The organism is Kitasatospora viridis, assembly GCF_007829815.1.
GTDB classification, from domain to species: domain Bacteria; phylum Actinomycetota; class Actinomycetes; order Streptomycetales; family Streptomycetaceae; genus Kitasatospora; species Kitasatospora viridis.
In genome coordinates, this window is the sequence record NZ_VIWT01000001.1 from 5,521,253 (window position 1) to 5,543,099 (window position 21,847).

General features: G+C 73.6%; 22 protein-coding genes. 10 read left to right on the plus strand and 12 right to left on the minus strand.

Translation table 11 applies throughout. The features are described from left to right. Positions 1 to 12 precede the first annotated feature (12 nt). On the plus strand, positions 13 to 771 hold the full coding sequence (locus FHX73_RS24750) for an acyltransferase (RefSeq protein ID WP_145907104.1): 759 nt from the start codon (positions 13 to 15) through the stop codon (positions 769 to 771). Between the two features lie 158 nt (positions 772 to 929). Here FHX73_RS24750 and FHX73_RS24755 read toward each other — a convergent pair whose 3' ends face one another. Together FHX73_RS24755 and FHX73_RS24760 are read right to left on the minus strand one after the other, a co-directional pair. Further along, positions 930 to 1,412 carry a HutD/Ves family protein gene (locus FHX73_RS24755; protein WP_145907105.1) on the minus strand — a complete coding sequence of 161 codons (483 nt, stop codon included), beginning with the start codon at positions 1,410 to 1,412 and terminating at the stop codon, positions 930 to 932. Continuing rightward, the gene (locus FHX73_RS24760; RefSeq protein ID WP_145907106.1) at positions 1,409 to 2,644 is read right to left on the minus strand and encodes an MFS transporter; all 1,236 of its coding nucleotides are present in this window, start codon (positions 2,642 to 2,644) and stop codon (positions 1,409 to 1,411) included. The genes FHX73_RS24755 and FHX73_RS24760 overlap by 4 nt, the downstream gene beginning before the upstream one ends. Before the next feature lie 17 nt (positions 2,645 to 2,661). Here FHX73_RS24760 and FHX73_RS24765 point away from each other — a divergent pair, with 17 nt between their 5' ends. Together FHX73_RS24765 and FHX73_RS24770 are read left to right on the plus strand one after the other, a co-directional pair. After that, positions 2,662 to 3,909 carry an ROK family protein gene (locus tag FHX73_RS24765; RefSeq protein WP_145907107.1) on the plus strand — a complete coding sequence of 416 codons (1,248 nt, stop codon included), beginning with the start codon at positions 2,662 to 2,664 and terminating at the stop codon, positions 3,907 to 3,909. Positions 3,910 to 4,037: 128 nt separating this feature from the next. Next, positions 4,038 to 4,604, plus strand: a complete 567-nt coding sequence (locus tag FHX73_RS24770; protein WP_145907108.1) for a hypothetical protein — start codon at positions 4,038 to 4,040, stop codon at positions 4,602 to 4,604. A 10-nt stretch (positions 4,605 to 4,614) separates the two neighbouring features. Here the strand turns inward: FHX73_RS24770 and FHX73_RS24775 are convergent, their stop codons facing one another. From FHX73_RS24775 to FHX73_RS24790, 4 genes are all read right to left on the minus strand, one after another. After that, positions 4,615 to 5,055 (minus strand): VOC family protein, encoded by a 441-nt coding sequence (locus tag FHX73_RS24775; RefSeq protein WP_145907109.1) that lies wholly within the window; start codon positions 5,053 to 5,055, stop codon positions 4,615 to 4,617. Positions 5,056 to 5,092: 37 nt separating this feature from the next. Next, positions 5,093 to 6,706 (minus strand): serine/threonine-protein kinase, encoded by a 1,614-nt coding sequence (locus FHX73_RS24780; protein ID WP_145907110.1) that lies wholly within the window; start codon positions 6,704 to 6,706, stop codon positions 5,093 to 5,095. A 145-nt stretch (positions 6,707 to 6,851) separates the two neighbouring features. Beyond that, positions 6,852 to 8,024: a WD40 repeat domain-containing protein gene (locus FHX73_RS24785; RefSeq protein ID WP_145907111.1), complete on the minus strand. Its 1,173-nt coding sequence runs from the start codon at positions 8,022 to 8,024 to the stop codon at positions 6,852 to 6,854. Beyond that, entirely contained in the window at positions 8,009 to 8,935 is a 927-nt protein-coding gene (locus FHX73_RS24790) for a hypothetical protein (protein WP_145907112.1), read from the minus strand. Before FHX73_RS24790 ends, FHX73_RS24785 begins: the two co-directional genes overlap by 16 nt. A 446-nt stretch (positions 8,936 to 9,381) precedes the next feature. On the opposite strand from FHX73_RS24790, the gene FHX73_RS24795 reads away from it, so the two are divergent. From FHX73_RS24795 to FHX73_RS24815, 5 genes are all read left to right on the plus strand, one after another. Then, entirely contained in the window at positions 9,382 to 10,602 is a 1,221-nt protein-coding gene (locus FHX73_RS24795; RefSeq protein WP_145907113.1) for a serine hydrolase domain-containing protein, read from the plus strand. A gap of 39 nt (positions 10,603 to 10,641) precedes the next feature. Next, positions 10,642 to 10,863 (plus strand): ATP-binding protein, encoded by a 222-nt coding sequence (locus FHX73_RS24800; protein ID WP_145907114.1) that lies wholly within the window; start codon positions 10,642 to 10,644, stop codon positions 10,861 to 10,863. A 93-nt stretch (positions 10,864 to 10,956) separates the two neighbouring features. After that, complete coding sequence (locus tag FHX73_RS24805; protein WP_145907115.1) at positions 10,957 to 11,595, plus strand: hypothetical protein; 639 nt, start codon at positions 10,957 to 10,959, stop codon at positions 11,593 to 11,595. A gap of 137 nt (positions 11,596 to 11,732) precedes the next feature. Further along, positions 11,733 to 12,005 (plus strand): SHOCT domain-containing protein, encoded by a 273-nt coding sequence (locus tag FHX73_RS24810; protein WP_145907116.1) that lies wholly within the window; start codon positions 11,733 to 11,735, stop codon positions 12,003 to 12,005. A 93-nt stretch (positions 12,006 to 12,098) separates the two neighbouring features. Beyond that, positions 12,099 to 13,196 (plus strand): PLP-dependent cysteine synthase family protein, encoded by a 1,098-nt coding sequence (locus FHX73_RS24815; protein WP_145907117.1) that lies wholly within the window; start codon positions 12,099 to 12,101, stop codon positions 13,194 to 13,196. On the opposite strand, the gene FHX73_RS24820 is transcribed toward FHX73_RS24815, so the two are convergent. The 5 genes from FHX73_RS24820 to mscL all read right to left on the minus strand — a co-directional run bounded on the left by FHX73_RS24820 (position 13,193) and on the right by mscL (position 18,790). After that, entirely contained in the window at positions 13,193 to 13,990 is a 798-nt protein-coding gene (locus FHX73_RS24820; protein WP_145907118.1) for a DeoR/GlpR family DNA-binding transcription regulator, read from the minus strand. The two genes, FHX73_RS24815 and FHX73_RS24820, sit on opposite strands and share 4 nt — an antisense overlap. 66 nt (positions 13,991 to 14,056) lie before the next feature. After that, a complete protein-coding gene (locus tag FHX73_RS24825; protein WP_145907119.1) occupies positions 14,057 to 16,444 on the minus strand; it encodes a right-handed parallel beta-helix repeat-containing protein in 2,388 nt (795 codons plus the stop codon). Positions 16,445 to 16,526: 82 nt separating this feature from the next. Continuing rightward, positions 16,527 to 17,384, minus strand: a complete 858-nt coding sequence (locus FHX73_RS24830; RefSeq protein WP_145907120.1) for an MOSC domain-containing protein — start codon at positions 17,382 to 17,384, stop codon at positions 16,527 to 16,529. A 144-nt stretch (positions 17,385 to 17,528) separates the two neighbouring features. Continuing rightward, positions 17,529 to 18,137 carry a DUF6643 family protein gene (locus FHX73_RS24835; RefSeq protein ID WP_145907121.1) on the minus strand — a complete coding sequence of 203 codons (609 nt, stop codon included), beginning with the start codon at positions 18,135 to 18,137 and terminating at the stop codon, positions 17,529 to 17,531. Positions 18,138 to 18,346: 209 nt separating this feature from the next. Continuing rightward, positions 18,347 to 18,790: a large conductance mechanosensitive channel protein MscL gene (mscL, locus tag FHX73_RS24840; protein WP_145907122.1), complete on the minus strand. Its 444-nt coding sequence runs from the start codon at positions 18,788 to 18,790 to the stop codon at positions 18,347 to 18,349. A gap of 272 nt (positions 18,791 to 19,062) precedes the next feature. On the opposite strand from mscL, the gene FHX73_RS24845 reads away from it, so the two are divergent. Both FHX73_RS24845 and FHX73_RS24850 read left to right on the plus strand, forming a co-directional pair. Continuing rightward, on the plus strand, positions 19,063 to 19,710 hold the full coding sequence (locus tag FHX73_RS24845; RefSeq protein WP_145907123.1) for a thiol:disulfide interchange protein DsbA/DsbL: 648 nt from the start codon (positions 19,063 to 19,065) through the stop codon (positions 19,708 to 19,710). A 58-nt stretch (positions 19,711 to 19,768) separates the two neighbouring features. After that, on the plus strand, positions 19,769 to 20,644 hold the full coding sequence (locus tag FHX73_RS24850; RefSeq protein WP_145907124.1) for an alpha/beta fold hydrolase: 876 nt from the start codon (positions 19,769 to 19,771) through the stop codon (positions 20,642 to 20,644). A 7-nt stretch (positions 20,645 to 20,651) separates the two neighbouring features. Here the strand turns inward: FHX73_RS24850 and FHX73_RS24855 are convergent, their stop codons facing one another. Continuing rightward, on the minus strand, positions 20,652 to 21,797 hold the full coding sequence (locus FHX73_RS24855) for a glycosyltransferase (RefSeq protein WP_145908504.1): 1,146 nt from the start codon (positions 21,795 to 21,797) through the stop codon (positions 20,652 to 20,654). Between the last annotated feature and the right edge of the window lie 50 nt (positions 21,798 to 21,847).

Sequence of the window (21,847 nt, forward strand, 5' to 3'; positions counted from 1 at the left end):
TACCGTGTGCGCATGCCTCTTGCTGCCGGTCTGCTCGCCGCCGTCCGTGCCCGGACCCGCCGTGTCACCGGGCGGGCGGTGCACCGCGGCTGGCGCTGGGTGCGCGAGCGCGGCGCGGTGACCTGCGAGAGCCCCGGGCCGTACCGGTTCGGTGAGCTGGGGGCGGGCAGCACGCTGGCGTTCCCGACCGGGACGATCTTCAACGAGGGCTCGATCCGGATCGGCCCGTTCTGCATCATCGCCGAGCAGGTGACGCTCTCCGCCGGGTTCCTGCCCGGGCTCGACCTCGGGCCGGACCCGGTGATCACGATAGGCGGCGGCTGCGTGATCGGGCGGGGCAGCCACCTGGTGGGGCACCAGTCGATCGTGCTGGGCGACGACGTGTGGTTCGGGCCCAACGTGTACGTCAGCGACCAGGCGCACGAGTACCGGGACACCACGCTGCCGATCGGCAAGCAGTGGCCGCGCAACGAGCCGGTGGAGATCGGCGCGGGCAGCTGGATCGGCACCGGCGCGGTGATCCTGCCCGGGGCCCGGCTGGGCCGCAACGTGGTGGTCGCGGCCGGCTCGGTGGTGCGCGGCGAGGTGCCGGACTTCAGCGTGGTGGCCGGGGCGCCGGCCAAGGTGGTGCGCCGGTTCACCGAGGAGGAGGGCTGGCAGCCGCCGTTTCGCAATCCCGCGCCGACGCCGCTGCCGGACGGCGTGACCGCCGAGCAGCTGCGGGCCCTGGTGGGCTGGGACCTGCGGCCGCCGGGTGGTGCCGAGGCCTAGGGCGTGTCTTTCGGATCACGCCGGGCGGTCGCCGCCGGGGCACGCACCTCGACGGCTTCTCGTCAGTCGCCGATGCTCCGCATGGACTCCTTCCTCGGCGCCGCCGATGCACGCACCCCAACGACGCCCGCTATCCGACGTGATCCGAAAGACACGCCCTAGAGGGTCAGCACCGCCTGGCGGCCGGGCGGGGTCGGGACGGCGTCGGGGTGGCTGACCAGGACGGCGTCCAGGGTGTCCAGGTCGACGGCGAGCAGGGGGTGGCCGGGCGCGGGCCTGAGCTCCGGACCGGGAGTCAGGGTGACGGCGCCGCCTCCCGGGTGACGGGTGATCAGGTTGAGCGCGGTGACCGGGCCGCCGAGCAGGCGGGCGGCGGCGGGCTCGCCGCCCGGGAAGGCGACCGGGCGCAGCGGGCGGACCGGGGCGGGCTCCGAGGCGCCCACGGTGAGTTCGATGCCCTCGCCGGACAGCACGGTGAGGATCCGGTGCCGGCCGGGGAAGGCCGAGAACGGGCCGTCGGCGGCGATCTCGGCGAGGCTCACGCGCGAGGAGTCGGTGCTGACGACTTCCCGGGTGATGCCGCCGCCGTTGAGCCAGGGCACGGGACGCCGGTCGGCGGAAGGCAGCTGATCGATGCTCATGCGCGAGACCTTACGGGCCGGTGGGCCAGCTGGGACAGGCCCGCCGCGCAGGCGCCCGCCACGGCCACGGTGGTGAGGGCCAGCGGCAGGCTCGCCGCGTCGGCCAGGAAGCCGATCACCGGCGGGCCGATCAGCATGCCCCCGTAGCCGAGGGTGGAGGCGGTGGCCACGCCGTTCGGGCCGCCGAGCTCGCCGGCCCGGGCGATGGCCAGCGGGAAGAGGTTGGCCAGGCCCAGGCCGACCAGCACGAAGCCGAGCAGCACCAGCGCGACCGAGGGGCTGAGCGCGGCCACCAGCATCCCGGCGCCGGCCAGCAGGCCGCCCGCCGCCATCAGCCGGGACGGCCCGAACCTGATGGAGAGCCAGGTGCCGGCCAGTCGACCCGCCGTCATGGCGAAGGCGTAGGCGGCGTAGCCGAAGGCGGCCACCGCGCGGCTCGCGTGCACGTCGTCGGTCAGGTGCAGGGTGGCCCAGTCGGCGAGCGAGCCCTCGCCGTAGGAACTGAAGAGCGCGGTCAGGCCGAGCAGTGCCACCAGCAGGCGGACGCCGGGGAGCGCAGCGGGCCGCTCGGCGGTGCGGGACGGGGCGGCGGTGGTGGCGGCGGGTCGGGGAGCGCCGGCCGGCGAGCGCAGCAGGACCGCGCCGGCGCCGGCGGTGACCAGCAGCCCGAGCAGGCCGCTCAGGGCCAGCGCCCAACCGGCCGTCAGGGAGCCGGCCAGCAGGCCGCCGACGGCCGCGCCGAGCAGGCCGCCGAGGCTGTAGCCCGCGTGGAAGCTGGGCATGACGGGCCGTCGGAGTTCGGCGACCAGCTCGACGGCCGCGCTGTTCATCGCCACGTTGGCCGAGCCGTAGCCGGCGCCGAAGAGCAGCAGCACCGCGCCGAGCACGGGCACCGAGTGGGTGTGCGGCGGCAGCACCACCGCGAGGCTGAGCAGGGCGAGCGCGGCCACGGTGACCGGGCGGCTGCCGAAGCGCACGCAGAGCCGGCCGATCAGCGGCATGGTGGCGACCGCGCCGGCGGAGACGCAGAGCAGCGCCAGGCCGAGTGCCGAGTGCGAGGCGTGCACCTGGGCGCGAATGTCGGGGATGCGCACCACCCAGGCGGCGAAGAGGAAGCCGTCGATGGCGAAGAAGGCGGTCAGGGCGATCCGGGCGGCGCTCCAGGCGCTGGTTGCGTCGACCGGGTGGGTTCGCGGAGTTGGTCGGGCGGCGGTTTTGTTTAGGAGCGGCACAAAGTCAGAATAGAGGAGTGCCGCACACCTCGACAAGCCGATCCGAACCGGCCCGCCGCCCCGCCCCCGACCGGGGCCGCAGCCTCCTCGGCCCCGCCCTGGAACTGATCCGCACCAACCGGGCCCCCACCCGCTCCACGCTCACCGCCGCCCTCGACGTCACCCGCGCCACCGCCGGCGCGGTCGCCGCCGAGCTGGCCGCGCTCGGGCTGGTCACGGTGGACGCGCACCCGGTCGGCAGCGGCCGGGGCCGCCCCTCGCACCGGCTCGCCGTCAACCCCGACGGCCCGGTGGTGCTCGCCGCCCAGGTGCACGCCGACGGGCTCTCGGTCGCGCTGGCCGGCCTCGGCGGCACGCTCGGCGAGGCCGTCTACCACCCGCTGCCCGCCGACACCGCCGACCCCGAACGGGTGCTCACCGCCGTCGCCGAGGCCGGCGCCGAGCTGATCCGGGCCGACCGCCGCCGCTGCCTCGGCGCGGGCCTGGCGCTGCCGCACCCGGTCCGCGAGCCGGAGGGCACGGCGCTCGCCGCGCTGCACTTCGACTGGCCCGGCGGCACCCCGGTGGCTCGGCTGTTCGGCGAGGCGATGGCTGCGCAGGCGCTCGGTGCGCGTGACCGCACACCGCTGCCGACCGCCGTCGGCAACGACGCCAACCTGGCCGCGCTCGCCGAGCACCGGCACGGCGCCGGCCGGGACGCCCGCCACCTGCTGCTGGTCACCTCCGGCCACGTCGGCGTCGGCGGCGCGCTGGTGGTGGACGGGCACCTGCACACCGGCAGCGCCGGACTCGCCCTGGAAGTCGGCCACCTGACGGTCGATCCGCTCGGCCGGCCCTGCCCCTGCGGCAACCGGGGCTGCCTCAACGTGGAGACCGACGCGGGAGCGCTGTTCGCCGCCGCAGGGCGCGAACCCGACCCGGTGCTGCCGCTGCTCGACCAGGCCCGCGAACTGGCCCGCTCGGCCGACCGCGATGCGCAGGTGCGGGCCGCCGTGGACGGCGTGGTGGACCGGCTCGGGCTGGGCCTGGCGGGCCTGGCGAACATCCTCAACCCGGACCGGATCGTGCTCGGCGGCCTGCACCTGGACCTGCTCGCCGCCGCGCCCGAGCGGCTGCGCGAGACGGTCACCCGGCACAGCCTCTGGGGCCGCTGCGACCAGGTGCCGGTGGTGCCGGCCGGGCTGCGGCACGGGGGGCTGGCGGGGGCGGCGGAGCTGGCGTGGCAGCCGTACCTGACGGACCCTCAGGCCGTGGTGGAGGGCTAGAAGGAGCGGTTCACCCGTTAGGGGGAGCCGGTCCCTCCCCGTGGAGGAGGCGGCGACCGGCGGTGAGCTGGGAGGTTGAAGGCGGTCGGACAACCGCCCGACTCCCTTGCGGACAGAGAGATTCGACGATGCGAAAGCTCACCGCCGCCCTCGCGCTCAGCACCGTGGCCGTGGCCCTCACGGTCGGGACGCCCGGCTCCGCCACGGCCGCGCCGGGCACCCCCGGACCGGCCCAGCACCTCGCGCTGGACGGCTGGACCCTGCTCAACGAGCACGGCCCGGGGCCCAATCCGGGCGAGCGGCTCACCGCGTGGGTCAGCGCGCGGACGGTCGACGGACACGCCCGGGGGCACGTCGTGCTGCAGCACGTGTTCGGGGACGGCAGCTCCACCAGGCCCGAGTTCGACGTCGACTGCCTGACCGTCGACGCGAGCGGTGCCGTCACCGTGACCGGTCCCATCGCGCAGACCGTGGTCACTCCGCCCGGAGGCCAGCCGTACCTCTTCGAGCCGGGCCGGCACCCCGAGGCCGGGCTCACTTTCTATCCGGCCGACGACCAGCACCAACGGCGGGTCGGCTTCGCCGTGACCAACGCGGAGGTGCACTCCGAGGTCGTCAAGTGCGGTGCGGTCCCGGCGGGCTTCTGGATCATCGAGGGCGGGGCCGTCCTGCGCGGCACCGACCGGCAGTTCTAGTCGATCCGAGCTATTCGATCCGCTCGGCCAGCGCGACGATGATGCCCGAGGGGCCGCGGAGGTCGCAGAGCAGGTAGCTGTCCTCGTACCGGGCCACCGAGCCGAGGAGTTCGGCGCCGTGGCGGCGCAGGCGGGTGAGCGTGGCGTCGATGTCGTCGACGGCGAACATGACGCGGTGCAGGCCCCGGGTGTTGGGCGGCGGGTCGAGCGGGCCGGTGGTGACGGCCGCGGGGGTGTGGAACTGCGTCAGCTCCAACTTGCCGTGGCCGTCCGGGGTGCGCATCATCGCGATGCTGCTGCGCACGCCGTCGAGGCCGAGCATCTGGTCCGGGACCGTCCCCTCGGCCTCCGCCTCGCCTTCCAGCTCCATGCCGAGCTCGGTGAAGAAGGCGACGGCGGCCGCCAGGTCGTCGACGACGATGCCTACGTTGTCCATCCGGTGAATCGCCATGGGGTGCTCTCCTCGCCTCTGCTCCATGGTGCGGCCGTCACGCCTTGCGCACTGCCCGGCGCGCGGCGGACCGGTACGTGCGCCGGACCGCGTCCCCGGCCGCGAGGTTGGCCAGGAGCAGCAGCCAGCCGCCCGCCATGTACGCGCCTCGGTCGGTGTACGCCGGGTTGTCGTCGGAGGGTGCCCAACCGAGCGTCATCGCGAGGATGAAGGCGCCGATGATCCCGACGGCGATGGTCCAGGCGATGCAGATCCCCCCGGTCAGCTGCCCCCACTGCTGGGCGACGCGGTCCTTGGACAGCGTCAGCAGCGCGAGGGTCGCGCAGACGATGCTGACCACTGTGCCGATCACCCAGACCGACATCAGCTGCCAGGTCGTGTGCACGTCCGGAACGCCGCTGAGAACCGGCTGCCACGGGTGGGCCCAGTCGAACTTCTCGACCGCCCGGCCCACCAGGGTGCCGGAGGACTTGAGCTTCCAGGTCTCCGACCAGATCGGCAGGAAGCTCGCCAGGACGAGCGCTGCGGCCGCCCCGCCGACCCCCGCGAGGTGTTCGGTGACCGCGTCCCGCCTGGGAGTCGCGGGCTTGGGGGACGCGGGCTCGGGAGTTGCGGGCTCGGGAGTCACCGGCTCGGGCTTCGCGGGCTCGGGAGTCGCCGGTTCGGGGGACGGTGACGGTGTGTCAGGTGCGGTGACGTCCGGCTTCGCGGGCGGGGCGGGCGGGGCACTCGGGGCGATCAGGGCGCGCAAGGCGCTGGTGCGCTGCTGGATCGCCGGGCGGGCGCCGGTGATGCCCATCCAGGCTCCCGGGCCGAGCTCGGGGCCCAACGCGTCCTCGCACCGCTGCTTGACCCGTGCTGCACTCGGGCGCCGGCCGGGCTCCTTGTCCAGGCACTCGGCGATCAGCTCGCGCAGCGGGGATGCGATGCCGGAGAGGTCCGGGGTGTCGGCGACGATGCGGTGGGCGACGGCCCACTCGTTCTCCGCACCGAAGGCTTCGCGGCCGGTCGCGAGGAAGTAGAGGGTGGAGCCGAGCGCGAAGACGTCGGAGGCCGCGTCCACGGCGCGGCCGGCCGCCTGCTCGGGCGACATGTAGAGCGGGGTGCCGATCCGGGTCGAGCTGCTGCGGTAAGTCACGGACTGTGCGAGGGACTTGACGATCCCGAAGTCGATGACCTTGGGGCCGGTCTCGTCCAGGATGATGTTCGCGGGCTTCAGGTCGCGGTGGACCACCTTCGCGGCGTGGATGTCGGTGAGGGCGTGGGCGATGCCCCACGCCATGAGGATGACCTGACCGGTCGGCAGCGGCCCGTGCTCGACCACCAGGTCGCGCAGGGACGGACCGGCGACGTAGGTCGTGGCCAACCAGGGCCGCTCGGCCCGGGGTTCGGCGTCCAGCAGCGGCGCGAGGTGGGCGCCGCGCACTCTCTGGGCGGCGCCCACCTCGCGCGCGAACCGCTGCCCGAACTCCGCGTCCTGGGCGAACTCGCTGCGGATCACCTTCAGGGCGGCCGGCTGCCCGCCCGGGGAGAGGGCGAGGAACACCTGCCCCATGCCGCCCTCGCCCAGCCGTGCCACCAGGCGGAAGTCGCCGAGACTGTCCGGGTCTTGCGGTTGCAGGGCCGGGAACCGGAATGCTGCCCTCGACATGACGTGCTCCCCCTCGTCGCCCCATGCCCGGGACGGCTCCCCGCCCGGCCGCTGCCGGGCATCGCCCCCGAGCGTAGGGCCGCCACCTGACGCTCGGCCAGACCGGTGGGGGCACCGAACTGCCGGACGTGCGGCGGCGACTCCGCTACCCGGCCGTCCAGACGTGGACCGCGGTGCCGTCGATCGAGGCCACTTCGAGCCGGCCCTGTGCGGTGAAGGCGAGGCCGGAGACGACGCCGCCGTCCGCCGGGCCGCCGGTGTAGGTGGCGGTCCGGCTGCCCGTGGCGACGTCCCAGCGGCCGATGGTGTCGTCGCCCTGCCCGAGCGTGACCAGGCTCCTGCCGTCGGGGCTGAAGAGCACCGTCCGGAGCGGGACGACGTTGTCACCGGAGTTGCCGAGCCCGGAGACCGGGAGCGTCAGCGTGTTCCGTCCGGTGGCCACGTCCCAGAGCCGGACCACGCCGGTCGAGCCACCGCTGGCGACGGTCCTGCCGTCGGGGCTGAAGGCCACCGTGGTGATCGGCTGCGGATCGCCCGCGGAGGCGTCGGGGAGGAGGTTCACGGTGTTCTTCCCGGTCCGCACGTCCCAGATCCCGAGCCGGCCGAGCCGGCTGCCGGTGGCGACGGTCGAACCGTCCGGGCTGAGCGCGACGGCGTCGAGCGGGTCGGGACTGTTGGGGTCGTACGGGACCAGCGGCGTGAACGTGGTGGTGCGCCGTCCGGTGGCCGTGTCCCACAGGTACAGCTGGCCGTCGTCGGTGCTGCCGGCCAGCGTCCGGCCGTCCGCGCTGAACGCGGTCGCGTCGGGCGGCAGGACGGTGCCGTCGGGCTGGGCGACCGAGAGCGCGGCGACCGTCCGACCGGTTGCCGCGTTCCGCAGACCAGCCGGGGCCAAGGAGTTGGCGGAGTCGTAGGGGAGGCCGGTGACGATGCTCCGGCCGTCCGGCCCGAGCACGACCGAGAAGGCGGAGGCGTCGATGCCGCCTAGGCCGTCGGTGGAGCACGCCAAGCTCCCGGACGACACCTTCGGGACCGGGATGCTGAAGGTGACGGCCACCCGCCCGGCCGCCAGGTCCCGGACCTGGCCCTTGCCGCCGCGATCGACGACCGCGAGGAAGGTGCCGCCGGGGCTGAAGGCGGTGAGACAGCCGCGACCGTCCCCGGCGGGTGTGTCCAGCCCCGACCACCCGAGCAGGGTGAAGCCGATGGCCACCACGACCGCCGTGACCAGTCCCCAGCGCAGGCCGCGCACCAGGTACGCCCGACGGTCGGACGGGGTGCCGGCGGGCCGGCCGGCCCCGGTCAGATCTCCTTCCACTGGCCCTCCTGGTCCTGCCAGTACGACATGCTGCCTCCGGACTGGGTCTGGAACGGCTGGCCGTTGTCGTCGACGAGCCACGTCCCGAAGGTGCCCTCGTAGAACCAGTCGACGGCGAGCTTCCAGCGGATGAGGCAGTTGCAGCCGACGGTGTCCGAGGCCCCGGCGTCGGGCGTGGCCCGGATCTGGAACGTCTCGATGTCCGTCGGGCTCACCTTGAACGGGAACGCGGCCGGCGGGACCGTGACGCCGGGCAGCGGCGTGCCGGCCACGGGCGTGAGGGTGTGCTGGTCGCTGGCCAGGGCGACCGTGAAGTAGCGCGGGCTTCCGCTGGCGCCACAGCTGCCGCCCTGGATCATCGTGCCGGTGACGGGCTTGACGCGTCCGACGATGATCACGTGCACGCCGTTCACGCTGACGCCGGCCATGCCGGGGGCGCTCTGCACGATCAGGTTCAGGTTCGTGGCGGAGAGGTCGATCCCGCCGGCCTGCCGGGCCCACGTCTCGTCGACGGCATCGTCCGTCGGCGCCAGTAGCGAGCTGAGCGGACGGTTGAACACCCAGTGCGAGCAGTTGGGCATGCTGCTGCTGAAGTTGTCGACGTGGTTCCTGTCGTAGCCGAGGGCGACGCGGATCGGCTGGGAGCTCTGCGACGCCGAGGAGGACGGCAGCGAACCGGCGGCCGTGCCCGGAGCGGGCGCCGCTGCGGGCGAGGGTGTGCGCCCGGGCTGATAGACGGTCAGGTACCAGACCAGCGCGAGGACCAGGACCAGGACCGACGGTGCGTTGAGCAGCACACGCTTGACGATCAGGTCCCGGCCGGCTTGGTAGACCTGCCCGGACCCGGAGGCGGTCGCGTGCTGGTGGGTCTGGGGCGGGTGCCCGTCTGTGGGCGGCTCCTGGGGTGTCATCTGCCCTTGATGTCCCTGCCGGCCCGGTTGACCCGCCCGAAGAACCGCTGCACCTCGGGCGCCAGGTCGGGGTCGGCGGTGAGCAGGCGCCGCATGGCGAGTATCAGTGCATCCACGGAGATCTCCGATCCAGCGATCTGTGCCGACGACAACCGTAGACCCACAGGCCTCTGCGATGTGCGGAAACCCTTGCGGTTGTTGGGAGTTGATCACGTGGGTGCCGGCCTGGCACGGGCTGTGGGGCGGCGGATGCTGCGGTACCTGATGGTCAGTGAGCCGGTCGTCGGGGCGGCCGACGCCGGGCCGTGTGCGACACGCCTACCGAGGGACGAATGCCACCGGGCTCGCTGACCTGGGCTGATACAGCTGTGGGCGAGTGTTCGTCAGGATCGGCCGTGGAGGCACACATGAGGGTTCGCCGGCTGTCACCTCGTTCGCCGGGCCGGATGCGGTCGGTCGGAGCGCTGCTCGCCCTGTGCACGGCCGCCGCGCTGGTCACACCGGCGGCGGTCGCCGACGCGGCCGGGACGACGGGAGCGGGGCGGCACGCGGGCCGTGCGCCCGCCGCCTCCGCCGCGCCGCCGTTCGCCGCCGGGCTGACGGCGGACCTGACCGCCGAGATGCAGCGACTGCGGGTCCCCGGCGCCATCGTGGCCGTGCGCACTCCGCAGTGGGGCACTTGGACCACGGCACTGGGCACCTCGGACCTGGCGACCGGTGCGCCGATGGCCCTCGACAACCACATGCGGATCGGCAGCATCACCAAGACCATGGTCGGCACGGTCATCCTGCAACTCGTCCACGACAAGCTGCTGACCCTCGACGAGGCCGTCTCCGAGCTGCGCCCGGAGGTGCCGAACGGCAACCACATCACCATCCGCGAACTGCTGCAGATGACCAGCGGCCTCTTCAACTACACCGAGGACCGCGCCTTCAACGAGACCCTGGACAGCGCCCCGCAGACCCAGTGGACCCCGCAGCAGGTGCTCGACATCGCCTTCCGGCACGAGCCCTGCTTCCCGCCCGGCACCAAGTACCAGTACTCCAACACCAACACGATCCTGCTCGGCCTGATCATCGAGCAGCTCACCCAGCACTCGCTGGAGCAGGAGCTCCAGGAGCGCATCTTCGATCCGCTGCACCTGGCACACAGCAGCCTGCCGCAGGACACCACCCGGATGCCCGTGCCCTACGCGCACGGGTACCAGTTCCTCACCAACATCCAGAGCCTGGACCAGCCGGTGCTGACCGGTGACGCGGCGGCCCTCGCCGACTGGAAGGCCGGCAACCCGCGCGACGTGACGCGGGTGAACACCTCCTGGGCCTGGGCGGCGGGCGGCGTGGTCTCCGACCTGGACGACATGCTGGCCTGGGCCCCGGCGCTGGCCACCGGAACGCTGCTGCCCCCGGAACTCCAGCGCGAGCGGCTGACGTTCGTGCCGACCACCGACAACCCCGACGGACCCGCGTACGGCCTGGCGATCGCCCGGATCGGCGGATTCCTCGGCCACACCGGAACCCTCTCCGGCTACCAGAGCTTCGAGGGCTACGACCCGGTGCGCCAGGCCACCGTCGTCGTCCTGGTGAACCTGAACCAGTCCCCGGACGCCTCCACGCCTGCCGACCGGCTGACGATGAGGATCGTGGCCGACCTCTTCCAGCCGTAGCCGACTCGGCGTCAGGCGGGGCCGAGGCGGCCGTTCTCGATGGACAAGCTGGTCCTGGTCCAGTTCGAGCTGGTGCCGGGTCTGTTGCGCATCGAGGTGCACGACGCGAGTGACGCGCTGCCCGTGGCGGGCCGGTCCGGCGCGGAGGACGAGTCGGGGCGCGGGCTGCTGCTGGTCGAGCGGTTGGCGCTGGAGTGGGGCTGCGGCCCGAGGCAGGGGGTCGGCAAGCGGGTGTGGGCGGTGTGCGGCCCGGCGGAGTGAAGCTGGCGGGCGCTCGGCGGGGTGCGGCAGAGTGGCGGCGTGATCTTCTTGAAACCGCTGCTCCTCCTGATCCCCATATCAGCATGGGCGCTGATGACCCGTCGGACCCGTCTCGGGTGGGCGGCCGGGGGCCTGGTGCTCGTGGCCGCCGGGGCGGCGCTGGCGTTGGCGGAGCAGTGGATCGCCGCCACGGAGCGGTACACCCTGCTGGTGATGGTCGTGTACGCGACCGTCCTCGCCCTGGGGATGGCGGCCGCGGTCGAGCTGCGCCGGCCGTTCCCCGCTCGGCAGGTCATCGGTCTGCTCCTCGCGATCTGCTACGCCGTCGTTCCGTTCGGCATGGCCTTCTTCCTGTTCTTCGGGGAGCCCGACTTCCGCCCCTCCTCCAGTGAAGTGCTGCCGCTGCCGGCCCGGTTGGCCGTGGTGTCCGACCGTGACGACGGCTGCGACCACACCAGCCTGCACAACGACTGCGGGCGGGAGATCCAGGTGCGCGGCGCGAGCGGGCAGCCGGACGGCGACGTGGCGTTGCAGTTGCTGGACTACCTGACGCGGCAGCGCGGCTGGCGGCTGGATCCGACGCAGGTCGGCGGCCCTGGCTGGACCGGCTGCCACGAGGAGGGCCGGATGCTCGACCGGCACGAGGTGTGCGTCACCATCACGGGCGTCGCGGGCGGGGCGCGCCTGGACGTGGACGCCGACAACTACCTGGACGCCGACGACGAGCCGTAGACGGTGGCGGCTACTCCCCGTGGGGTACGCCAGGTGTCACCGCCGGGGCGACGCGCGGCGGGGCGCGCGGCGGGAGCCTCTAGGTGACGGGTCCGGTGAGGCCGGACCGCACCTGGTACCCGAGGAGATGGTTCCCCATGTACGCGACCGGAGGTTGGGGCTGGCACCCCTGGTTCCTGTTCTTCCCGTTCTTCTGGCTGATCTTCCTGGTGGTCGTCTTCGCGGTGCTGCGCCGCACCGTGTGGCGGCGGGGCGTCGGGTACGGCGGCCCGTACGGACCGTTCGGTCCGCACCGGGCGCAGGGCCCCGGCCCGCTGGCCGTGCTGGGCGAGCGGTACGCGCGGGGGGAGATCGACGAGGAGGAGTACCGCGCGCGCAAGGCGGTGCTGACGGAGCGGGAGGAGGAGTAGCCGTCGTCGTGGGGCCCCGCCGGCGGGGCCCCACGTGCCATAAGCGGAGGCTGCACCTCCCAGAATGATTACTTTCCGTTACAATTACTCACCATGGAGACACAGGACGTCGACCGTACCGACCCCGACTACCGCCGCTGGCTCAAGGAGGCCGTCCGCAAGGTGCAGGCCGACAACAACCGGTCGGCCGACACCCACCTGCTGCGGTTCCCGCTGCCCGCCGAGTGGGGCATCGACCTCTACCTGAAGGACGAGTCCACCCACCCGACCGGCAGCCTCAAGCACCGGCTGGCCCGCTCGCTCTTCCTCTACGGGCTGTGCAACGGCTGGATCCGGCCCGGCAAGCCGGTGATCGAGGCGTCCAGCGGCTCGACCGCCGTCTCCGAGGCCTACTTCGCCAAGCTGATCGGGGTGCCGTTCATCGCGGTGATGGCCCGCTCGACCAGCCGGGCCAAGATCGAGCTGATCGAGTTCCACGGCGGCAGCTGCCACCTGGTGGACGACCCGGCCGAGGTCTACGAGACCTCCGCCCGCTTGGCGGCCGAGACCGGCGGCCACTACATGGACCAGTTCACCTACGCCGAGCGGGCCACCGACTGGCGCGGCAACAACAACATCGCCGAGTCGATCTTCGCTCAGCTGCGGCTGGAGCCCTACCCCGAGCCGAGCTGGATCGTCGCCACCGCCGGCACCGGCGGCACCTCGGCCACCCTCGCCCGCTACGTTCACTACCAGCAGTACGACACCCGGATCTGCGTGGCCGACCCGGAGAACTCCTGCTTCTTCGACGGCTGGGTGCGGCACGACCCCGAGGCCGTCTGCACCGGCGGCTCGCGGATCGAGGGGATCGGGCGGCCCCGGATGGAGCCGAGCTTCGTGGCGGGCGCGATCGACCGGATGACGAAGGTGCCCGACGCCGCCTCGATCGCCGCGATGCGGGTGCTGGAGCGGGTGCTCGGCAAGCGGGCCGGCGGCTCCACCGGCACCGGGCTGTGGACGGCGCTGCGGATCACCGCGGAGATGCGGGCGCGCGGCGAGCACGGCAGCGTCGTCACGCTGATCTGCGACCCGGGCGACCGCTACCTGGACAAGTACTACTCGGACGCCTGGCTGGCCGGGCAGGGCCTGGACATCGCGCCCTACCAGCAGGCGCTGGAGGGCTACCTCGCCGGCAGCCCCTGGACCGACTAGGCCAGCACCAGCTCCCGGACGTACTCGCGGGCCGACTCCGCCGCGTCGTCGTCGAGCGCGGCGTCGGTCACCCAGGTGTCCACCTCGGCCAGCTCGGCGAAGGTGGACAGGCCGACCACGCCCCACTTGGTGTGGTCGGCCACCACCACGACCCGGCGGGCCGAGGCGACGAAGTTCCGGTTGGTCTCGGCCTCGGCCAGGTTCGGCGTGGACAGGCCCGCCTCGGGGGAGAGGCCGTGGGTGCCGAGGAAGAGCAGGTCGAAGTGGAGCGAGCGGATCGCCCGGTCGGCCACCGGCCCGACCAGCGAGTCGGAGGGCGTGCGCACCCCGCCGGTCAGCACCACCGTGGTGCCGCCGGCCTCGCCCTGGCGCTGGGCCCGCTCGAAGACGTCGGCCACCCGCACCGAGTTGGTCACCACCGTCAGCTGACCCACCGTCACCAGGTGCTGGGCCAGTGCGAAGGTGGTGGTGCCGCCGGAGAGCGCGATCGCGCTGCCGGGGGTGACCAGCGCGGCCGCCGCCCGGGCGATCTCCTCCTTGGCGGAGAGCTCCAGCGAGGACTTCGCCTCGAAGCCGGGCTCGTGGGTGCGCGCCTCCTCGACCGGGACCGCGCCGCCGTGCACCTTCTCGATCGCGCCGACCTTGGCCAGCGCGTCCAGGTCGCGGCGGATGGTCATGTCGGAGACGTTCAGCCGCCGGGTGAGCTCGTTCACCCGGACCCCGCCGCGCCGGCGCACCTCGTCCAGGATCAGTGCCCGGCGCTGCTCGGCCAGCAGGTTGCCGTTGTCCGCCACGTAATCCGCCCCGCCTTCCGCGATTTGTGCTGTCGCGATCGTCCTATGGGATCATCCTGCCACGCCTCAGGTGACGCGCGGGAGCGGGAGGTCCGCCGGGACCAGCAGTTGCAGGTCCTCGGTGGAGGGATCGGGCAGTTGGGCCACCCGCATGGCGTGCCGCTCCACCATGGTCTCGAAGACCTGCCGGGCGGTGCGCCCGTTGCCGAAGGTCGGTCCGCGGTGCAGCGTGGCGAAGTGCGCCAGCAGGGCGTGCGCGGTCGGCTCGGCCAGCTGGTACTCGTGCTCCAGGCACTGGGTGCGGGCGATCTCCAGCAGCTCCGAGTCGGAGTAGTCGGGGAACGCGACGGTGCGTGAGAAGCGCGAGGACAGGCCCGGGTTGGCGGCCAGGAAGCGCTCCATCTCGGCGGTGTAGCCGGCCACGATCACCACCACCTCGTCGCGGTGGTCCTCCATCAGCTTGACCAGGGTGTCGATCGCCTCCCGGCCGAAGTCCCGGGCGCCGTCCTCCGGAGCCAGCGTGTAGGCCTCGTCGATGAACAGCACCCCGCCCCGGGCCTGGTCGAAGGAGGCCTGGGTGCGGATCGCGGTGGAGCCGATGTGCTCGCCGACCAGGTCGACCCGGGCCACCTCGACCAGGTGGCCGCGCTGCAGCACCCCGAGCGCGGCCAGGATCTCGCCGTACAGCCGGGCCACCGTGGTCTTGCCGGTGCCGGGGGAGCCGGTGAAGACCAGGTGCCGGCGGAGCGAGGGCGCCTTCAGCCCGGCCTGCTGGCGCCGCCGGCCGACCGAGATCAGGTCGATCAGCGTGCGCACCTCCTGCTTGACGGTGGCCAGGCCGATCAGCGCGTCCAGCTCGGCCAGCGCCTCCTCGGCCGGGCGGCAGTCCGGGATCGGCGCGATCTGCGGCGGGGCGACCAGCGGCGGGCCGGCGGTGAGCTGGGCGGTGCGCTGCACCGGCACGGTCTCGGCGGGCGCGGCCGGAGCGACGTCGTCCGAGGTGCAGCCCTCGGCCAGCGGCCCGGGCTCGGAGAACTCGAAGCCGGCCCGGCGGTTCTGCTCGGCCCGGCAGCGGGTCAGCACGGTGCGGCAGCCGTCGATCACGTGGAAGCCGAAGCCCTTGCCCTGCAGCGCCCGGCACTCCTCGAAGGTGCCGCGGCCCTGCGCCGAGACGTAGACCGCGGCCTCCGCGCTGCCCCGCACCACGCAGGCGCGCAGCACCGGGTCGGCGCCCTTGGTGACGATCACCCCGGTGGCCACCTCGGAGATCTCGCAGTCCGTCAGGGTGCCGCCGCTGCCGTGGTCGCGGAACCAGAGCCCGGTGCCGGCCTCCTGCACCCGGCAGCGGGCCAGCTCCACGGTGGCGCCGGAGCTGACCGAGACCGCCGAGCTGCGGATCCGGCTGAACGAGGTGTCGGTGACGGTGGCCCGGGAATCCCGGTCGAGCACGAAGAGCGCGTCCGGCAGGTCGTGCAGGGCGCAGTCGGTGAGGGTGAGCCGGGCGCCGTCGCTGACCCAGATCGCCGGGTAGTCGCCGGTGCTGTCCTCGATCTCGCAGCCGGTGGCGGAGACCGCGGTGCCGGAGTCCCAGACCGAGAGCGCGCCGCGCCCGAAGGAGCGGATGGTGCTGCGCTCCAGCGTCAGGGTGGCCCGGCCGCGCAGGTCGGCGGCGTTCTCCGGCAGGTCGCGCAGCCGGCAGTCGATCAGCTCCAGCTCGGCCTCGGTGTCCAGGGTCAGCCCGTTGCCGGTGACCCGGTGGATCTCGCAGTCGGTCAGCCGGCCGAGCGCCCGGGACTCGGCCTGCACGCCGCTGCCGCGGATCTCGTAGATCTCGCAGCCGGTCAGCTCGGCCAGGCTGCCGGCGTCGCTGAGCAGCACCCCGGCGCCGGCCGCGTGGTGCAGCCGGCTGCGGTGCAGCCGGGCGCTCGCGCCCTCCAGCACGGCGAGCCCCGCCTGGCCGGCGGCGGACACCTCGCAGTCCTCGAACCGGGCGACCGCCGCGCCGCGCAGCCGCAGGCCCAGGCCCGAGGGGTTGTTGACGGTGCATCCGGTGAGCAGCACCTCGGCCCGCTCGCCGACCTCGATGCCGACGGCGGCGTGCCCGTCGACCCGGCAGCCGATCAGCGTGGCGGTGGCGCCCGGGCCGGCGATCCGGACCGCGGCGGCGGACGAGTCGTAGCCCTCCAGGACCAGGTCGCGCACGGTGGCGCCGGCCGTGACGGTGAGCGCGGTGCCGGACGGCGGGTCGATCCGCACGGTGCCCGGGCCCTCGGCGGGCAGCACCGTGACCGGCTTGTCGAGCAGCACGTTCTCCCGGAAGACGCCCGGGCGCACGGTGACCGTGTCGCCCGGCTCGGCCGCGGCGAGCGCCTCGGCGAGCGTGGCGTACTCCCCGGCCCGGCGCCGCCAGCGCGAGCCGCTGTCCTGCGTGACCCGGACCCTGTGCTCACTCATGACGCTCGGTCGTCCCGCCTTCCGCTGCTCGGGTGCTGCTTCCGACGGCCCACCGTAGCGTGCCCGGCCGGGTGGTCCTGGACTATGCGGCCGGCAGCCGGTCGCCGCGGGCCAGCACGGTGACCTGGTCGCCAAGCCGGAGCGTGCCCAGCGCGTCCCCCGTCACCCCGTCGGGTCGCTCGGGTATCAGGTTGACGCCGAAGGCCGCCTTCTGATCCAGACGTCGGCGCTTGTTCAGTGTGCGAAGCGGCTCGGCCCCGCGCCGCTCGCCGCTCTCCTGGTCGGTGGTGGTGACGATGCACCGGCCGCAGAGCTTGACGGCCCGGAAGGTGACCTCGCCCACCCTGACCCGCCGCCAGCGGTCCTCCTCCCAGGGCTCGGTGCCCTCGATCACCAGGTTCGGCCGGAACCGGGTCATCGGCAGCGCCTCGCTCCCGCCGTCCACCAGCCAGCCGTTGAGGGCGGCCAGCGAGGAGGCGGTGGCGGCGAGCAGCGGGAAGCCGTCGGCCATGCTGACCGTCTCGCCCGGCTCGCTGAAGTTCGGGTTGATCCGCCGGGCCAGCGGGTCGGACAGGTGGAGCAGCCGCAGCTGCGGGTCGCCGAGCTGCTCGCGGATCCACAGCTGGGCCTTGGCGTCGGCCTCGACGGCCGCGAACCGGTTGCCGAACACGTCGCCCTCGACCGCCGGCCCCTCGGGGGCCGGCACCCGCAGCGACCGCCCGTCCGGCGCGGTGAGCAGCAGCGAGCCGTCCGCGGCCGGCTCGGGCCGGATCTGACCCATCGTCGGCAGGTCCCGCTGGGTGAGCGCCCTGCCGTCCGGGCGGGCCACCATCCAGCGCCGGTCGCCGCGCAGGCCCCAGGGCTCCACGACGGCCTCGCGCGGGCTCAGGCGGTACATCGACTTGACGGGATATCGGTGCAGTGCGTCGAGCAGCGGCATGCCACCATCCTGCCAGGGCGGGCGCCCTGAACCCCCGTCGGGTTCGCGCCCGGATGTGCGCGGACCGCCCGGTGGCCCTTTCGGCACACCGGGCGGTCCGTGGATGACCGTCCCCCTCGGTCGGCTGACCGTTGCCCGATCCGGTCAGTAGACCTGCCCCGGGTAGGGCTGCTGCTGCGGTGGGTAGGGCTGCTGCTGCGGCGCGGCCGGCTGGCCGAACTGCGACTGCCCGAACTGCGGCTGGCCGAACTGGCTCTGCCCGAACTGCTGCTGCGGGGCGGGCTGTTGCGGCGGGGCCGGCTGGAAGAACTGCTGCGGCGGCATCGGCCGCACCGGGGCCATCGGCGGCTGGGCGCCGGGGGCGGCCGGGCGGAACTGGGCCGTCTGCTGGTCCCAGCCCTGCGGGGCGGCCGGCTGCGGGTAGCCGGGCGGCACCGGGCCGGCGGGAACCCGCGGGCCGGGCACGAAGCCCTGCTGCGGGTAGCCGACGGCCGGCTGGGGGGTCGGGTACCCGCCGCCGCCAGTGCCGGGACCGAGCGCCAGGCGGGCCGGCGGCAGGGCCGGCAGCAGGCTGGTCGACTCCATGGCCGAGGCGTAGGGGGACGACGGGGCCGGCGGCAGCGCGGCCGGCACGTTGATCGGCGCGATCTGGGGGACTCCGCGCTCTGCGACCAGCTTGTCGTAGATGGGCGTGCCCGACGAGAAAGACGGAGGGTAGTAGCCGACTCCGTCGTAGGAGCGGGGCGAGGTCATGGGGCATACCGTAAGCCCAGAATGCGCCCCTGAGGAGACTGGGAGGGGTGGTAGTTCGAGATGTTTACGCACTCTTCGCCAGCACAAACCTCGCCAATGCCGGTAGATCGGACATATCTTCGGCTGTTTCCGGACATTCTGCGAAGTTGCTGGAGTTTGCTGGGAGTGTGCGCCCTCCTAGTAGGGGGGCGCACAACCCGCGCACCGTCTCAGCTGTGCTGGACCGCCTGGGCGGGGAAGCCGGGCAGGCCGGCCACCTCGGAGGTGCAGAACGAGCAGCGCACCGCCGCGGCCGGGATCCGGCTCAGGCACTGCGGGCAGTCCACCTTGGCCGGCTCGGCCGTCTGCGGCTTCTCGAACCGGTCCTGAAGCCGGGTCACCGGGACCACCACGGCGAAGTAGATCACCGCCGCGACCAGCACGAAGCTGATCACCGCGTTGAGGAAGCCGCCGTACGGGAAGGTGGTCCCGGCCACCGTGAAGGTCTCCTTGGAGAAGTCGCCGACGGCGCCCGCGGCGACGCCGATCAGCGGCGTCAGGAACGCCGAGACGAACCCGGTGACGACGGCGGTGAAGGCCGCCCCGATCACGATGCCGACCGCGAGGTCGACCACGTTTCCGCGCAGCAGGAAGCTGCGGAAGCCCTTCAGCACGACTCTGACTCCAGGGGTGTGTACGGGGCGCGGGCCGCCCGCTCTGCTGCGCCATCCTGGCCAGCCGCGACCCGCCCGGTCCACCTGGCGTCACCCGTGCTGATGGTGCGCCGTACCGAAGTTGACGGACCGTCGGATGCTTCGGACACGCACGCGCCGCAGCCCCCAGGAGCCGGACGGCCGCACCCTGCCGGGCGGATCGGCTGAGCCGATCGGGGGAATGACGGGATGTCGGGTGGAGCGCCCGGTGGACCGGCTGGCACGGTGCCGGTATGACTACCGCAGCTCGCGCCGCCGCCCTCCTGCTCGCCCTCACCGGCGGCCTGGTCGCCACCCCGGCCCAGGCCGACGGCGCCTCCTACGTCCCGCTCGCCCACCCGCAGGCCGTGCACCAGCAGGGCACCCGGGAGGTGGTCGAGTTCTTCTGGTACGGCTGCCGCCACTCCCAGCTGCTGGAGCAGCCGTTGGAGGACTGGATGGCCCGCCAGCCCAAGGACGTGGTGCTGCGCCGGATCCCGGCGGTCTGGCCGGGCACCTCGGACCAGACGTCGGAGCGCGGGCACGCCCGGCTCTTCTATGCGCTGGACAAGCTCGGCGAGGTGGACCGGCTGCAGCGGGCCGTCTTCGAGGCCGTGCGCGACCAGGGCCTGGACCTGACCACCGAGTCCGGCGCCGACCAGTGGGTCGAGGGCCAGGGCGTGGACGGCGCCAAGTTCCGGGCGGCGTACGAGTCGCCGCAGGTCCAGCAGGAGGTCGACCGGGCGCCGCAGGAGATGACCCGCTACGAGGTCAACGAGCTGCCCACCGCCGTGGTGCAGGGCAGTTGGAAGGCCACGCCCACCACGGCCGGCGGGGCGGAGCGGATCCCGGGCGTGCTGGACCAGCTGATGGCCAAGGCGCAGGGGCTACCGTCTAAGTGAGTTTAGGTGGTTAGATTCGAGTCGTCAGTTCCGGACTCGAACCAAGGGGGTCGGCCACATGGCCGAGCTGCGGATACCGCACGTCCAGCACCGCTTCGCCGAGGTCGGCGGCCTGCGGATCTTCTACCGCGAGGCCGGCGACCCGGCCGCGCCCACCCTGCTCCTGCTGCACGGCTTCCCGGCCTCCTCGCACCAGTACGCGCGGCTGATCGACGCCCTCGGCGCCGACTACCACCTGGTCGCCCCCGACTACCCCGGCTTCGGGCAGAGCGCCTGCCCGAGCCCGGCGGAGTTCCGGTACGACTTCGACTCCCTGGCCGAGGTGGTCGAGGGCTTCTGCAAGGCGATCGGCCTGGACCGGTTCGCGCTCTACGCCTTCGACTTCGGCGCCCCGGTGGGCCTGCGGCTGGCCGTCCGGCACCCCGAGTGGATCACCGGGCTGGTGGTGCAGAACGGCAACGCCTACCTGGAGGGCCTGTCGCCGATGGCCCGGGAGATGACCGCCCAGCGGCCCGGCGTCCCCGGAGCGGCGGAGGCGGTGCACGCCATCCTCACCGCGGAGGTGACCCGGGGTCAGTACCTCGGCGGCACCGGACGGCCGGAACTGGTCGCCCCCGAGGGGTGGACCCTGGACCAGCACTACCTGGACCTGCCGGGACGCAAGGAGATCCAGGTCGAGCTGGCCCTGGACTACCACCGCAACCTTGAGCGCTACCCCGAGTGGCAGCAGTGGCTGCGTGAGCACCGGCCGCCGGCGCTGATCCTCTGGGGCCGCAACGACGCGTTCTTCCCCGAGCCCGGCGCCCACGCCTACCTGCGCGACCTGCCGGACGCCGAGCTGCACCTGTTCGACACCGGGCACTTCGCGCTGGAGGAGAAGCTGCCGGAGATCGCCCCGCTGGTCGCCGACTTCCTGGACCGACTGCCGGACTGACGGCGGGTCAGTAGGTGCGCCCCTTCCAGGCGGCGCCCCGGCCCCGGTAGTGCTGCACCGCCGAGTCCACCGTCATCAGCAGGTAGAGCAGTGCGGTGAACGGCAGCAGCAGCGCGGCCGGGGCCGGCCGGCCGTAGTAGCGCACCATCGGCAGGAAGCTGCCCGCCATCAGCAGCCAGGCCGCGGCCCCGGCGGCCGCCACCGGCCAGGACCCGGTGACCGCGCCCGCCAGCACGGCGAGCGGCGGCACCAGGTAGACCAGCGCCAGGCCGAGCACCGTGCCGAGCAGCAGCGCCGGGGAGTGCTTCAACTGGGCGTAGGCGCTGCGCGAGACCATCCGCCACAGCGGCCCGAGCCCGACGTACGGGCGCACGCTCAGCACCGCCAGCTCCGGATCCGGATCTGCCAGGCCGAGCCAGGTCCGCCCGCCACCGCGCTTGACCGCGCGGGCCAGTGACACGTCGTCGATCACCGCGCCGCGGATCGCCGCCACCCCGCCGGCCCGCTCCAGCGCGGTGCGCCGGACCAGCGAGCAGCCGCCGGCCGCCGCGGCGGTGCGCGAGCCGGGGCGGTTGCTCCAGCGGAACGGGTAGAGCTGGGCGAAGAAGTAGACGAAGGCCGGCACGATCAGCCGTTCCCAGCCGGTCTCGGTGCGCAGCCGGGCCATCTGGGAGACCAGGTCCAGCCGGTGCCGCTCGGCGCCGGCGACCAGCGCCGCCAGGGTGCCCGGGCCGTGCGCGATGTCGGCGTCGGTGAGTAGCAGCAGCTCGGCCTCGCCGGCCAGCTCCACGCCGTGCCGCACCGCCCACAGCTTGCCGGTCCAACCGGCCGGCAGCGGGGGCGGGGTGGCCACGGTGAGCGGCAGGCCGCCGGCCGCCGCCAGGGCGCGGGCCACCCCGGCCGTGCCGTCCGAGCTGTGGTCGTCCACCAGGATCACCCGGGCCCGCCCCGGGTACTTCTGCGCCAGCAGGCCCGGCAGGCTCAGCGGCAGCACCTCGGCCTCGTCCCGCGCCGGGACCACCACCGCCACGTCCGGCCACCTGCGCGGATCGGGGCCGGGCGGCGGGAGGCGCTGGTCGGTGCGCCAGAAGAAGCCCTGGCCGACGACCAGCCAGACCCAGGAGAGCAATGAGGCGGCGGTGATCCAGAACAGCGTCACCCCGGCAGTCTGCCGCAGCGGCGCGCGCCGGGCGGGGAGCACGG

Coding starts and splice junctions, on each gene's coding strand:
- FHX73_RS24795 (WP_145907113.1), top strand. CDS start 9,382: ATGCGGTCGGTCGGAGCGCTGCTCGCCCTGTGCACGGCCGCCGCGCTG.
- FHX73_RS24780 (WP_145907110.1), bottom strand. CDS start 6,706: ATGTCGAGGGCAGCATTCCGGTTCCCGGCCCTGCAACCGCAAGACCCG.
- FHX73_RS24775 (WP_145907109.1), bottom strand. CDS start 5,055: ATGGCGATTCACCGGATGGACAACGTAGGCATCGTCGTCGACGACCTG.
- FHX73_RS24755 (WP_145907105.1), bottom strand. CDS start 1,412: ATGAGCATCGATCAGCTGCCTTCCGCCGACCGGCGTCCCGTGCCCTGG.
- FHX73_RS24825 (WP_145907119.1), bottom strand. CDS start 16,444: ATGAGTGAGCACAGGGTCCGGGTCACGCAGGACAGCGGCTCGCGCTGG.
- FHX73_RS24750 (WP_145907104.1), top strand. CDS start 13: ATGCCTCTTGCTGCCGGTCTGCTCGCCGCCGTCCGTGCCCGGACCCGC.
- FHX73_RS24850 (WP_145907124.1), top strand. CDS start 19,769: ATGGCCGAGCTGCGGATACCGCACGTCCAGCACCGCTTCGCCGAGGTC.
- FHX73_RS24845 (WP_145907123.1), top strand. CDS start 19,063: ATGACTACCGCAGCTCGCGCCGCCGCCCTCCTGCTCGCCCTCACCGGC.
- FHX73_RS24790 (WP_145907112.1), bottom strand. CDS start 8,935: ATGACACCCCAGGAGCCGCCCACAGACGGGCACCCGCCCCAGACCCAC.
- FHX73_RS24800 (WP_145907114.1), top strand. CDS start 10,642: ATGGACAAGCTGGTCCTGGTCCAGTTCGAGCTGGTGCCGGGTCTGTTG.
- FHX73_RS24815 (WP_145907117.1), top strand. CDS start 12,099: ATGGAGACACAGGACGTCGACCGTACCGACCCCGACTACCGCCGCTGG.
- FHX73_RS24810 (WP_145907116.1), top strand. CDS start 11,733: ATGTACGCGACCGGAGGTTGGGGCTGGCACCCCTGGTTCCTGTTCTTC.
- FHX73_RS24830 (WP_145907120.1), bottom strand. CDS start 17,384: ATGCCGCTGCTCGACGCACTGCACCGATATCCCGTCAAGTCGATGTAC.
- FHX73_RS24770 (WP_145907108.1), top strand. CDS start 4,038: ATGCGAAAGCTCACCGCCGCCCTCGCGCTCAGCACCGTGGCCGTGGCC.
- FHX73_RS24835 (WP_145907121.1), bottom strand. CDS start 18,137: ATGACCTCGCCCCGCTCCTACGACGGAGTCGGCTACTACCCTCCGTCT.
- FHX73_RS24805 (WP_145907115.1), top strand. CDS start 10,957: ATGACCCGTCGGACCCGTCTCGGGTGGGCGGCCGGGGGCCTGGTGCTC.